The 13,487-nt window shown below is 46.2% G+C and carries 12 protein-coding genes; 6 read left to right on the forward strand and 6 right to left on the reverse strand.

What is annotated here, in order from left to right; translation table 11 throughout:
• Window positions 1-52: 52 nt before the first annotated feature.
• Window positions 53-991: a M20/M25/M40 family metallo-hydrolase gene (locus tag QE390_RS14515; protein WP_307142660.1), complete on the reverse strand. Its 939-nt coding sequence runs from the start codon at window positions 989-991 to the stop codon at window positions 53-55.
• 210 nt (window positions 992-1,201) lie between these two features.
• On the opposite strand from QE390_RS14515, the gene QE390_RS14520 reads away from it, so the two are divergent.
• Together QE390_RS14520 and QE390_RS14525 are read left to right on the forward strand one after the other, a co-directional pair.
• Window positions 1,202-1,552 carry a hypothetical protein gene (locus tag QE390_RS14520; protein ID WP_307142661.1) on the forward strand — a complete coding sequence of 117 codons (351 nt, stop codon included), beginning with the start codon at window positions 1,202-1,204 and terminating at the stop codon, window positions 1,550-1,552.
• Between the two features lie 4 nt (window positions 1,553-1,556).
• Entirely contained in the window at window positions 1,557-2,111 is a 555-nt protein-coding gene (locus tag QE390_RS14525) for a GNAT family N-acetyltransferase (protein ID WP_307142662.1), read from the forward strand.
• Here QE390_RS14525 and QE390_RS14530 read toward each other — a convergent pair.
• Window positions 2,108-2,752, reverse strand: a complete 645-nt coding sequence (locus tag QE390_RS14530; RefSeq protein ID WP_307142663.1) for an epimerase — start codon at window positions 2,750-2,752, stop codon at window positions 2,108-2,110. The genes QE390_RS14525 and QE390_RS14530 overlap by 4 nt on opposite strands.
• A gap of 50 nt (window positions 2,753-2,802) precedes the next feature.
• Entirely contained in the window at window positions 2,803-3,762 is a 960-nt protein-coding gene (locus QE390_RS14535; RefSeq protein WP_307142664.1) for an alpha/beta fold hydrolase, read from the reverse strand.
• A gap of 335 nt (window positions 3,763-4,097) precedes the next feature.
• Between QE390_RS14535 and QE390_RS14540 the strand changes: the two genes are divergently transcribed.
• Complete coding sequence (locus QE390_RS14540) at window positions 4,098-6,224, forward strand: alpha-L-fucosidase (protein WP_307142665.1); 2,127 nt, start codon at window positions 4,098-4,100, stop codon at window positions 6,222-6,224.
• Between the two features lie 596 nt (window positions 6,225-6,820).
• Here QE390_RS14540 and QE390_RS14545 read toward each other — a convergent pair.
• A complete protein-coding gene (locus QE390_RS14545; protein WP_307142666.1) occupies window positions 6,821-7,270 on the reverse strand; it encodes a DoxX family protein in 450 nt (149 codons plus the stop codon).
• A gap of 21 nt (window positions 7,271-7,291) precedes the next feature.
• Window positions 7,292-8,350, reverse strand: coding sequence for an AI-2E family transporter (locus QE390_RS14550; protein WP_307142667.1), 1,059 nt, complete (start codon window positions 8,348-8,350; stop codon window positions 7,292-7,294).
• A 341-nt stretch (window positions 8,351-8,691) separates the two neighbouring features.
• On the opposite strand from QE390_RS14550, the gene QE390_RS14555 reads away from it, so the two are divergent.
• Together QE390_RS14555 and QE390_RS14560 are read left to right on the forward strand one after the other, a co-directional pair.
• On the forward strand, window positions 8,692-9,495 hold the full coding sequence (locus QE390_RS14555; RefSeq protein WP_307142668.1) for an inositol monophosphatase family protein: 804 nt from the start codon (window positions 8,692-8,694) through the stop codon (window positions 9,493-9,495).
• Window positions 9,496-9,596: 101 nt separating this feature from the next.
• Window positions 9,597-9,767 carry a FeoB-associated Cys-rich membrane protein gene (locus QE390_RS14560; protein ID WP_106635670.1) on the forward strand — a complete coding sequence of 57 codons (171 nt, stop codon included), beginning with the start codon at window positions 9,597-9,599 and terminating at the stop codon, window positions 9,765-9,767.
• A 57-nt stretch (window positions 9,768-9,824) separates the two neighbouring features.
• On the opposite strand, the gene QE390_RS14565 is transcribed toward QE390_RS14560, so the two are convergent.
• Window positions 9,825-10,346 (reverse strand): NADPH-dependent FMN reductase, encoded by a 522-nt coding sequence (locus QE390_RS14565; protein ID WP_307142669.1) that lies wholly within the window; start codon window positions 10,344-10,346, stop codon window positions 9,825-9,827.
• A 138-nt stretch (window positions 10,347-10,484) separates the two neighbouring features.
• Between QE390_RS14565 and polA the strand changes: the two genes are divergently transcribed.
• On the forward strand, window positions 10,485-13,310 hold the full coding sequence (gene polA / locus QE390_RS14570; RefSeq protein ID WP_307142670.1) for a DNA polymerase I: 2,826 nt from the start codon (window positions 10,485-10,487) through the stop codon (window positions 13,308-13,310).
• Window positions 13,311-13,487 lie beyond the last annotated feature (177 nt).

Genomic DNA, 13,487 nt, shown 5'->3' on the forward strand with positions numbered 1-13,487 from the left:
TGGACGTCTCTACAAAAACGGGAATCGAGGTATGATCGATTCCCGTTTTTTATTACTGAACTGTGGTGAAGGTCATTTTTGGCAATTTCAGGGCCTTTTCAATAACCTTAATCTCCAGATACAGAATGCCCGCTTCTGATTTCAGATCAATCTTTTCGGGATCGTCGGTAGGTTTGTGATAATCCTCGTGACCGCCCGTATGAAAGAATAAAACTGGAATGCCTTTCGCATAAAAAGCCGCATTATCCGAGCCGCCATTTCCGGCCCGATCCGTGAAATATTTGATGGAAGCCTCCTGGCCTTCAAAGATTCCCGGCCAGGCGTCACTGGTGCCTACACCACCCACGCCTACGCCTCGTTCGGGATTGTAGCGACCAATCATGTCCATGCAGATCATGAAATTGAGTTGATCGAGGGGCACCGTAGGGTTATTCAGGAAGTAACGCGAACCCTGCAAGCCAAGTTCTTCAGCACCAAAAGCAATGAACAGAAAGTTATATTCTTCTTTTACCCCATTTTTCGAGAAATAACGAGCCAGTTCCAGCAAACCCGCCACACCAGAAGCATTATCATCCGCTCCGTTATGAATTTTCCCTTCGGGGTTAGGTTCCAGCGAGCTGCCTTGCCGACCCATGCCGAGGTGATCGTAATGAGCACCGATGACAATGGTATTCGCCGCCCGATTATTGATAAAACCAATGACGTTCTTGGCTTTACGCAAGCTATCCGTTACCAATACTTTCTTCACTCGAGCCGTAAAAGGTTGCCAATACCCCTCTGACCCCATGGGTAATAAGCCCAGTTTTCGAAACTCTTTGGTAATGTACTGAGCGGCTTTATCATTTTCCTTGCTACCCGTTCCACGGCCTTTCATCTGATCCGAGGCCAAGGTTTTAATATGGGTTGAGATACGATCCGTCGAGGGAAGATAATCTTGTCCGAAGAGTGGACTGGAGGCTAGCAAACCCAGCAGTGCAATCAGTTTTTTCACAGAACAGAAGTGTTAATAATGGATTTCAAAAGTAAGGCTGTCCTGGCGTTGACTCCTTCTTTTTTTCATTTTGAAAAAGAAAACCTTTCAAAACGGAAAGCCATTGGTTACTAAAGAAAAGAGTAATGAATTGACTAATAACGTTTTATAAAATTTACTGCGGGCTGGCTGTTGTTTGGTAAGAGTAGAGGCAAATCAAAGTTAATTACGATGGAAGCTTTGCAACTGGATTTATGGCATCTGCTGAAAACGCATCTTCCCGATTTCGAGAATGACTCGTGTCACCTGAGTGCCTATCGACTTACTACTCAACTATTAAAACTCACCCGGCATTATGCCGATACGCACGATTTCATCGCCGTTCGGCATTGTTTTCTGGTGGCCAATGATCTTTTAACCGAAGGTTCCAGCTCTACTCAGAACGCCGTATGTTCAGTTTACGTATACGGTCTGGAGAATCTTCTGTACACCCAATCCAACTCCCGTGAGGTATTACTTCGGCTCATGCCTTACGCTTTACACGAAGAATACCGCCGTCAGATTACGCATTCATTACCCTAAAATTATGGAAGACCAACCGTTTATAATAGAGGAAGCCTCCACCAAACACCTCGTTTGGGCCGAACAAATTTGTGAAGCCATGCGGGAAAGTGCCGTCACTCGGGGTACGGGCATTGGTGATCGTTCGCCGGAAGATATTCGTCAGAAAATGCAGCAGCATCAGGCCTTAGTCGCCGTAGACTCGCAGGGATGCTGGGCGGGATTTTGTTTCTGGGAAATGTACGAAGAAGGAAAATTTGTTTCCAATTCCGGCCTGATTGTGGCTCCACAATTTCGGGGTAAAAAATTGGCCGAGTTATTGAAAACCAAACTGTTTGGGTATTGTCGCTCGCTTTTTCCTAAAGCCCGAATCTTCGGGATTACGACCGGAACCGCCGTAATGAAAGTAAATACGAAACTGGGTTTTCAGCCTGTTGCGTTCGATGAGCTAACTCATGATCCCGCCTTCTGGAAGGGTTGTCAGATTTGTAAAAATTACGACATCCTGACTCGCACCCAGGGACGTTATTGTTTGTGTACGGGAATGATTTTCGATCCTGAAAAACAACGAGTCGGCTAAGCGTGAGCCAGTTTAACGATATCCCGAACCTCTAATACCCGAGCAGGATAGCCCTTCAAAACGGAATTAATCATGGCCTGACCTAATTCGGCCAGAGTGCTTACGGAGTCTGGGAAAAACTTCCGCATGGCGGGATAAAGCCAGTTGATGAACGTATAGAGGCCAATCGTATTTTTTAGTCCTGGTGTGGGTTTCATGAAACCCGGACGAAAAGCGTAGGTATTCTTGAAGGGCAACTTCGCCAGATCGTTTTCGGTCTGGCGTTTGACTTTGGCCCACATCAGCGAGCGATCCGTACCCGCCCCCGAAACATACGTAAAGACCAGATGCGGTGATTGCTGCACCAGCGTTTCCGCAAAGTGCATCGTTAAGTCGTAGGTAATTCGTCGATATTCCGGTTCTTTCATGCCTAGCGACGACACGCCAAGGCAAAAAAAGCAGGCATCGTAACCGCTCAACTGTGGAGCGATGGGAGCAAGGTTAAAAAAATCTGGATGAACGATCTCCTGCATTTTCGGATGACTGATGCCCGAAGGTTTTCGGTTAATAATCAAAACCTTCGTGACGGCTGGGTGAAGCAGGCATTCATGCAAAACGCCTTCGCCCACCATTCCGGTAGCTCCTGTAATGATAACTTTCATGTGGAGTAGGTTTACAAATTCCTAAAGAAGAACTTCAGGAATTTAAGTGATTACTTTAGGAAACTTAAAACGGCTTTCGTGTATGCGGGTAAGTCCTGGATGTGCGGAATGTGGCCTACGCCGGGCAACTCCACGAGCTTACTGCCTTTGATTTGCTGCTGCGTACGCTTGCCCAGAGCCGGGTACTGTCCGTATTGACTCACAAGCTCTTTAGGAACGCGATTCTTTCCCACAATCGTTCGGTCTTCCTGACCGATGATTAATAACGTTGGAACACGGATGCGGTTGAATTCATAACAAACGGGTTGCTCATAAATCATCTGGTAGGTCAGAGCATTAACCCAGGCAATTTCTTTAAAGCGGGGATCTTTCAACGCCGAAGCTTGCACCTTTACCCATTCTTCATACTCGGGTTTCCATTGCGGGTAATAACTCTGCTGGTATTTTTTATAGGACTCGTAAGTGGCCGATAATTCATTGGTATATAATTCGTTCAGCGGAGCATAAGGCACCATGATTCGGTAATCTTCCAGACCAATCGGGTTTTCCAGAATGAGCTGATGCACTTTTTCAGGAAACATTAACGTAAAGCGAGTAGCCAGCATGCCACCCATGGAATGAGCAATCAGGGTTACCTTAGTAATATTCAGCGAATCCAGTAATCGTTTATTCGTACTCGCCAAAGCATGAAAACTGTAATGCAAATCGGGATAACTGGATTTACCCCAACCGACCTGATCGGGAACAATAACACGGTAACCTGCCTGACTTAGAAAAGCAATTACTTCCCGCCAGTATATACCATTGAAGTTCTTTCCGTGAAAAAGCAGGGCCGTTTTTCCATTCGCTTTTCCTTGGGCCGGAATGTCCATGTAGGCCATGTCTACCGTTTTCTGTTCCTGATTAACGCGAAAAATATGGACGGGGTAGGGGTATTGAATTTCCTGAGCGTAACCCGAAACAACCAGCAAGGACAAAAAAATAGAGAGTAAGAAAGGGCTGATTTTCATAACAGAGGCAGATTCTAAGAGAACAGAGCAAAAAGAAATGTTCCAAGAGATGAAAATAAATCGGTAATTCACGAATTAATTAAACAAAGCATACGCCATTCGATTACCTACAATACTAACCACTCCGCCTGTGGAGACGGGTTGATTTAGTTTGAGGAGGTTAGCGTTAATTTGAAGTTTGATGGGGTTGGAAAGGACTGATCATTAGTTAATCAGACCTCATGTACATCCAGCTCTTAGGTTTTGCGGATGTAATGGTAACCACCGCAATGCTAGCAATTTAACCCGAAAGGAAGCCTTCAAACCAGTTCAAACCCATTAAACCTGCTGTCTTTATGAACCGAATAGTACTGATTGTTTTAACCCTTTGTTGCAGCTTTAGTTCCTGGGCCCAGCAGGCGTCGAAGGCCTTGCAAACCTGGAAGAATGACAAATATTCCATGTTCATTCATTTTGGGGCCTATTCGGCTTTGGGGGGTGTTTGGGAAGGAAAGCCCGTAACCCGGGGATATAGTGAACAAATTAGGGCCCATGCACCTGGCTTATACAGCGATACGTATGAAGGCGTGGTCCGAAACTTCGATCCTAAACTCTGGAATCCTGATTCAGTCGTAGCTCTGGCGAAAGCCGCGGGGATGCGTTCGGTGGTATTAACATCCAAGCACCATGATGGTTTTTGTATGTTTAAATCCGCTTTCACGAAGTTCAACATCGTGGATGCTACTCCGTATAAACGTGATATAGTGAAAGAGCTGGCCGAGGCCTGTGAACGCCAAGGCATGAAGTTTGGGCTTTATTACTCCATCATTGACTGGCATTTTCCGGCAGCTTATCCCATTTCCAGCAGTAACTCTGATCCCATTCCGGCGGCTCATCACGAGTACAACAAAAATCAGGTTCGCGAACTATTAACCCATTACGGACCTATCTCCGAGTTATGGTTTGACATGGGTTCGCAAACCCCGACTCAAAGCCAGGAACTGGCCGACTTAGTGCACGAACTACAGCCGGACTGTATGGTTAGTGGTCGCATTGGTAATGAGGCCGGGGATTTCTGCGTGATGGGAGATAATGAATACCCGAACTACAAAATCGCGACGCCCTGGCAAACGCCCGCTTCGATCTATGATGAAACATGGGGGTATCGTTCCTGGCAGGAGCACGGCTCGGCGGATGATAAAGCTCGTGAAAAATTAGTGAGTTTACTGAAAGTAGTGAGTCGGGGCGGAAATTATCTGTTGAACATCGGGCCTCGTGGCGATGGAACCGTAGTAGAATTTGAGCGGGACGTATTACTGAAAATGGGGGATTGGCTCCGTCAAAATGGTGAGGCGGTGTATGGCACTAAGGCCGATCCCTTCCCGAATCCATTCAAGTGGGGTGAAGTAACGACGAAAGGACGTAAGCTGTATTTGTCGCTGCTGGGCATGCCCGCTGGCCGAACGATTACTCTGCCCGGAATTACAGGAAGTTTGCAGATTATCCATGTGCTCGGCAAACCCCGTGAGACAGCTTCTTTCAAACGCGTTGGTAACGATATTCAGATCATCTTACCCGCTGAAATCAAGTCGGTTAAAGATATTCCGGTAGTAGTGGTTGAGTTTAGCGATGACTTTAAGGTAGCTCCGGCTAATATTATTCAGGTGAATGCCATTCAGAAAAATCTGGTTTTATCCCATGCCAATGCTCAGCATGAGTACAGCATTGGTGGGGTAGACTACAACAGTTATTACCGAACTACGGTTAAGGAATCCTGGCGATTTGAAATTCCAAAAACTACTGCCGTTCATCCCCTGGTTGTTTTTTCGGATGAAGAAAAAGGAAAAAGCATTGATCTGGATGTAAATGGGGTACGTCGTTCCATCATTCTTGACGATGGTGAGCCTTATCAGATGGCTAAAACCGGAAAGGTAACCTGGGGACCGACGTATCTGAATCAGGCCAAAGGAACGGGCATTGGCTGGGGAAGTGTATTAACGATCGATCCATCCAAGGGCTGGCCCCTGCGGGAAGGTCCGATCTGGAAGGAAATAAACCGGAGTGAAGTACGTCAGCTTCCTACCGAACCTTCACAAAGCTGGTTCGTACTACAGGAGTTAACTACCGACCGCCCTCAGAATTTGATGGTTGAAATTTTAAGCGGTGATGGTATCGGGGTTTGGCTGAACGGCGAGCAGCTTTTACTCCATAGCAACCGGGCCAAAACCGACTCTACCCGTGATCTGGTTTTACTTAAATTGAAAACAGGTTCCAATCAGTTACTGGTGAAACTTTATAATCGTTACCATGAGCAGGTACCGCTGTCCATTACCGATCAGGTACCACAGGTCATGTATCGGAAACGACTGGATCGGATTCCTCTGGAACTGAGTAATGACGTAAGCTGGCAATTGCACGACCCGTCTTCCCCGCACCAGGATCTGGAGTTACCAAACCTGTTTCTGGAGTGGAAATTGAAGTAGTTTTCCGTTTACGGTTTTTAGTTTTCAATTGCGTTGGTACCCAAAGAGGCCGGTGAAAACCGGCCTCTTTGGGTTAGAGAATACACAACCCCGGAAGGGGTTAATTATGAATAGCCCCGGATGATAATCCGGGGTGGCCTAATCTGGCTTTGGGTTAGAGGAAATAGAACCCCGGAGGATTTTATATTATGAATAACCCCGGATGATAATCCGGGGTGGCCCAATCTGGCTTTGGGTTAGAGAATAGACAACCCTGGAGGGGTTTAATTATGGATAGCCCCGGATGGTAATCCGGGGTGGCCCAATCTGGCTTTGGGTTAGAGGAAATAGAGAACCCTGGAGGGGTTTAATTATGAATAGCCCCGGATGATAATCTGGGTTCCATTCAGACCGGGGTCTCTGTAAATAAGACCAATCTAAATAACAATCTGGGGTAATGCGTTTGTTGTTACGAGATTCCCCGGGTTTCACCCGGGGCTATTCAGATTAAACCCCTCCAGGGTTATGATTATTATTAGAGGGTACTGAAAAAATCTGACAATCAACTTATTTCTAAGGTTTCTGATTATTATTTAGAGGGTACTGAAAACCGTAAACTAAAAACTGAAAAAAAACCAGACCCAGCCAATGAAGAACAATTGCAGCGGCATTCGGAGCCAGAGATACGCAAGGCCGGGGCCGTCGGTTGTGCCTTTTTGATAGTCGATACGATGAAAGGCCGCGTAAATATTGGCTGGTAAAATCAGAATGAAAAACAGCATAAGCCACAAAGCAGTCAAGTGACGAAAGCTGGGAATCATCAAACCAATGGCCGCGGCTACTTCAATAACGCCCGTTACATAAACCAGCGGAACCCGATAGGGAACGAAAGGAGGTAACATCTCCGCCATGCCTTTCGGAAACATAAAATGTCCCAGTGCCGTAAAGAGGAGCATTACGCTCATGCCTACATTACCAGCAAAGCGAAGGTGCCATTCTCCCGAGGCCAGCCAGAGCACAAGTAAGGTAAGTAACGTGACGATCAGTAAAACATATAAGGGCTTCATAAGCAACAGTTAGGATTAGTTTCATTCATCCCGCCCCTTAAAAATAGTCCTTTCCTGCTTTTCTTCCGCGATTAATTGCCGATTCGTTCGCTCAAAAACCTTGAATAAAACAATCAGGTATGCAATTAAAAGGGGACCAATAACCAATCCCAGAATTCCGAAAAGTGGTACGCCCAATACCACGCCAGTCAGGGTAATAAGGGGGTGAACATCGCCCATCCGTTTAGCCAGAATGATGCGTAAGACGTTATCGACATTCGTTAACACAATCGCTCCTACCAACAAAATTCCAATGCCCCGGCCCGTATCACCCTGAGAGATGGCGATTAACCCGGCAGGTCCCCAGACAATAGGCGTTCCTAAAACGGGAATGAAGCTCAAAAAGAAAGTAACGGTTCCCCAGAAAGCAGCGTCGGGCGTGCCAAAAATCCAGAGGGTAATTCCTGTTAAAATTCCTTGAATCAGAGAAATCAGGCCCTGACCAAGGATGTTGGCATTCACCATGTTCTTCAAGCTTTCGCCTAGTTCCTGGTCGGTATTGGAGTCAAAGGGAAGGTAACGCTTCAGGCCATTGAGAAAACTTTCTTCCTGCGTAAACATGTAGTAAAGCGTAAAGAAGAGTAGGCCAAGAATAATCAATACGTCCAGCGTGCCTCCAATGATGCTGGGAAACTGCTGACTGGCCCAGCCAGCTCCCTGTTGAATCAGGGATTTTATATTGTTTTGATCAGTAATGGAAATCCCCGTCAGATCCTCAATTTTTTCTACCAGTTTCAGAATATCTTCATAATTCTGACTGTAATACCTCACCCGGTCGGCCAGTAACAAACTCAGCACCAGAAAGGGAATGATAATGACAATGATTGAAAAGAGTAATAAGCCTACGGAAACCCACGTACGGTTAAGCTTCTTTTTATTAACCAGATTAGTAAGCCAGGGACGAAAAATAACGTATAGAATGGCGGCTCCGAAGAAAGCCGTAATATACTGACGTAACCCGGCAATGATAAATCCTGAAATAACGATCAGACTAAAAATAAGCAGGTAACGCTGCTGTTTGGGGGTGTAGATGGATGACATAAGGGATAGAATTGAAGGAATAACATTCGTGAATGGCCAGACGGGCAAAGCTTACCATTTTTAATGATAAGGGCAGTACGATTTCTTAAAAAACAATACCTGGTTTTAACTTAATACGATTCGGAAAGGGCAGGTTCATTTGAATAATCGTTACTTTGTCTTTACAAACGAGTCGATGGATGATTCGTTACCAGCGATACTAAATAGTTGATTATTTTTAGCGGCCGCCGCTGCGGTTGTTAATGGATTGATAGTCAGGTTTTACAACTGAACCATCTATCATTAAATAATGACAAGAACTTAAAGACACGCCGCAAGCAATTGTTAAATCACGATACCCTATGAGTTTTGAGAAAATTACCCTGGAAGTCACCAAGTTGGCCAAAGCTGCCGGGGAGTTCATGTTAGCCGAATTGAAGCATTTTGATTCTACCCGAATTGAGCATAAATATGGCGAGAACTTTAATCTGGTTTCCTACGTCGATAAAGAAACTGAAACGCGTCTGGTAGAAGGGTTATCGGGGCTGATTCCGGGTTCAGGTTTTATTACCGAAGAAGGCACCGTAGAGCAGGCCAAAGATCAGGATCTGGTGTGGGTAATCGACCCGCTCGATGGCACGACTAACTTTCTGCACGCCTATCCGCAGTTTTGTACGAGTATTGGCTTATTACAGGGTGGTAAACCCGTAGCAGGCGTAATTTACGAGCCTTTCCGCGATGAAATGTACTATACCTGGAAAGACGGCGGAGCCTGGATGAACAAGCAACAACTGGTGGTTTCGAAAGTAAGCGAAATTCGTCATAGCCTGCTGGCTTGTGGTTTCCCCAGCCGCCAGAATCAGAAAACGGATGCGTACATGGACATGATTCTGAAAATCACCCGCGAATCGCACGGGTTCCGTCGCATCGGTTCGGCAGCTCTGGATTTGGCATATACCGCTCGGGGCTGGTTTGAAGGTTATTTTGAGTATAACATCAATAGTTGGGATATTGCGGCTGGGGTGTTACTGGTGGAAGAAGCAGGGGGTAAAGTAACCGATATGAAAGGCGGCGACAGTTACCTGGCCAACGGCGAAATCATCAGCTCGAACGGCCTGGTGCATGACGAGCTGGTTCGCATGATTCGGGAAAGTTTAGGAGAGTAATCGGGTTTGAAAAGGTTTGAATTCTGAGGTGTTTGAAGATTATTCCCTTTTTCTGAACAAAAAGAATCCTTTTGAACGTTGTCTGGAAAATTAAGAAGACTATGGAAACCGCTATCATTATCCTTTTATTTCTGGGAGCTTTAGCCTACATGGGTAATCAGTTCAGAAAGCAGTTTAGCTTGCGAAAGTCGGGCGGTTGTGCGAAAGGCTGTGGTTCCTGTGGGGTTACTAAGTTTGAAGATATACACGTGGAGGCATTACCGAAGAAGTAAGGCTTCCCGATCATTACTACGAAACCCCGGCCTGCTGGTCGGGGTTTTTCTTTGACTTTATCGCTTCTGCATATGCTGAATCAATGTATCTAAAACGGAAGTTAATTGCTGTTCGACAGCCGCATCATTCCATCGCTTGCGAGCGTTGGAAATTAATACGCTGGTCTCTTCAGAAATCTGCGTTCCTAATACATTCAGAATAAACTGAAGTGATTCATGAGCTTTTTCACCCGAAGTTGAGGCTGTAATCAAAGCGGTTGGTTTTTCGGCCCATTCGCCCGATGAAAAACCGACCGTCCAGTCCAGCAGGTTTTTGAGTGATCCGGGAATGCCGAATACGTATTCAGGCGTACAAATCAGAATACCATCGGCCTGTAATAACTGATTTCTGAAACGCTCAACCGACTCCGGTAATACTTGTAAATCAGGATTGAAAGCTGGAATCTGCTCCAATTCCTGATAACTATTCCAGGTAATGGTTGCCGGAATCTGAGTGGAGAGTTTCTCTAAAATCTGATTATTAACTGAAGCAGCACGTAAACTGCCAGAAATGGCAAGGATTTGGTGGGTATTTTTCATTCGAATAAAAGATAGGTAAGGGCAGAACCCCTTCTTTTCTGAAAAAGATCACCAAAGCCTCACGAAATTCATTCCCATCTATATAACTGAAAGCGGCTTGGGATACCTTAACTTGCAAGCCAGAAACGCAGCGATTGCATGAAAAAACTATTTCTTCTGGACGCGATGGCCCTGATTTACCGGGCACACTTCGCTTTCGCCAAAACTCCCCGTATTACCACCTCCGGCATGAACACCAGTGCCGTTTTTGGTTTTACAAATACCTTATTAGAAGTTATCCGTAAAGAAAATCCAACGCACCTGGGCGTTGCTTTTGATACTCCCAAACCCACCTTTCGGCACATGCGTTTTGAGGCTTATAAAGCTCAGCGTCAGCAACAACCGGAAGATATCACCATTGCCATTCCTTACGTGAAGCGTTTGTGTGAAGCCCTTTGCATTCCGGTTCTGATTCTGGATGGGTACGAAGCAGATGACATCATCGGAACGCTGGCAAAAAAAGCTTCAGCCGTTGGCGATTTTGAGGTATTTATGATGACTCCCGACAAAGACTATGGTCAGTTAGTGGAGGAGCACGTAAAGCTTTACAAACCTGCCTTTATGGGTAAGGATGTCGAGATCATGGGCCCCAAAGAGGTTTGTGAACGCTGGGGGATTACGAATGTCGATCAGGTGGTTGACTTATTGGGCCTAATGGGCGATGCGGTTGATAACATTCCGGGCATTCCGGGCATTGGAGAAAAAACGGCGGTAAAGCTGATTGCCGAATATGGTTCCGTTGAAAACCTGATTGCGAACGTTGACCAGTTAAAAGGCAAGATGGCGGAAAATGTACGCACGTTTGCGGAGCAGGGCTTATTGTCGAAAGAACTGGCGTTAATCGAGCAAAACGTGCCGATTGAGTTTGATGCGGAAGCTCTGAAAATCTGCGAACCCAATCGGGAAATGCTGTCAGCTTTACTGGACGAACTGGAATTCAGAACGCTTCGCAAACGGATGTTAGGCGATGAAACACCCGCTCCTGAGCCTGCTGCGAAAGTATCCAAAGCCAAAGCTCCCACGGCTCAGATGGATCTGTTTGGAGCCGCCCCTGTAACGGAAGTAGCAAGTGCGGAAGTCGCTACGCAATGGGAAACTTCCACCGTTCGCCGAACCGTTCACGATACGGTTCATGATTATCAGTTAATCGATACGCCCGAATTACGCCAGTCGCTGGCTCATTACCTGAATGTACAGGAGGCCATCTGCTTTGATACGGAGACCACCGATCTGTCAGCCATCGAAGCGAAATTAATCGGTATATCCTTTTCCTATCGCGTAGGGGAGGCGTTCTACGTCCCTGTTCCCACAAATCAGGAAGAGGCTCAGGCCATTGTAGAAGATTTTCGGTCGGTCTTTGAAAACGAAGCAGTCGAGAAAATTGCTCAGAATATCAAGTACGACTTGACCGTTCTGGCCAACTACGGCATTGAGGTAAAAGGAAAGCTCTATGATACGATGTTGGCTCATTACCTGATTGAGCCGGAAAAACGGCATGGTATGGACATTCTGGCCGAAACGTATCTGAATTATACGCCCGTTGCCATTGAAGAACTGATTGGCAAGAAAGGCAAGAATCAGGGGAATATGCGGGACGTTGACTTGGAGAAAATCAAGGAATACGCCGCTGAGGATGCAGATATTACCCTGCAACTGAAGGAAGTCTTAAACCCCATACTCAAACAGAATCAGAAACTGGTTTCGCTATTTGAAGAAGTGGAAATGCCGCTGGCCCGGGTGCTGTCTGAGGTAGAATCGGAAGGGGTTCGGCTGGATTTAAACTTCCTGAGCGAGCTTTCCCATCAACTCGATACCGACCTTCGGGACACGCAGCAAAAAACCTGGGAGCTGGCCGGACAAGAGTTCAATATTTCCTCCCCGAAGCAATTAGGAGAAATTCTATTCGAAAAACTGCATCTTGACCCTAAAGCGAAAAAGACCAAAACGGGTCAATACATGACGGGGGAAGATGTCCTGCTAAGTCTGGAGTCCAAGCATGAAATTGTACGTAAGATTCTGGATTTCCGTGAGTTGCAGAAATTAAAATCCACCTACGTCGATGCTTTGCCGGCTCTTATTTCTCCCAAAACGGGACGGCTACATACCAGTTTTAATCAGGCCGTGACGGCTACGGGACGGCTTTCTTCCACGAATCCAAACTTGCAGAACATTCCGATTCGGACGGAAAGAGGTCGGGAAATTCGAAAAGCCTTTATTCCCCGCGATGCCGATCATGTTATTCTCTCTGCCGATTATTCGCAGATTGAGTTACGCATCATGGCGGCTTTCTCGGGCGACACCAGCATGACCGAAGCCTTTAACAAAGGACTGGACGTTCACCGGGCCACAGCCAGTAAGGTATTCCATGTGCCGCTGGAAGAGGTTACCTCAGATATGCGGCGGAAAGCCAAAACGGTAAACTTCGGTATTATTTACGGCGTGTCAGCCTTTGGACTTTCACAGCAGGTAGAGGTATCTCGGACGGAAGCTAAAGAACTGATCGATAACTATTTCCGTGAATTTCCGGCGGTTAAGGAATACATGGATGAAAGCATCAGTAAAGTTCGTGAAACGGGCTTTGCCGAAACCATTTTAGGTCGTCGCCGTTATTTACCAAACATTAACTCCGGTAACCAGACGGATCGGGGGTATGCCGAGCGTAACGCCATTAATGCTCCCATTCAGGGTTCGGCTGCGGACATTATGAAGGTCGCCATGGTGAAAGTGCAGGATTTTATCCGAAAAGAAAAACTGAAATCCCGCATGATTCTCACCGTACATGACGAATTGGTTTTCGACGCACACGTAAGCGAACTAGAGTACCTCCGGGAAAGGGTTAATGATTTGATGGTTCATGCCTTACCGTTATCTGTGAAAATGGAAACAGGCATGGGCGTTGGACAAAATTGGCTGGAAGCCCACTAATCCATTCAATAAGCGGGCTTAACCAAACGTTAAAGACTGAAAGGTCGGTCGTCAATCGACGGTCTTATGAGGTTTTTAACTGAATAGAGTAGCCTTAAAGCTATTTCAAAGCTTTTTACGTACATACTAAACTCAAACCCCGGAAAGGAAGTCTTTTCAGTTCGCTAGCGATTGATC

The organism is Siphonobacter sp. SORGH_AS_1065, assembly GCF_030818595.1.
Classification (GTDB): domain Bacteria; phylum Bacteroidota; class Bacteroidia; order Cytophagales; family Spirosomataceae; genus Siphonobacter.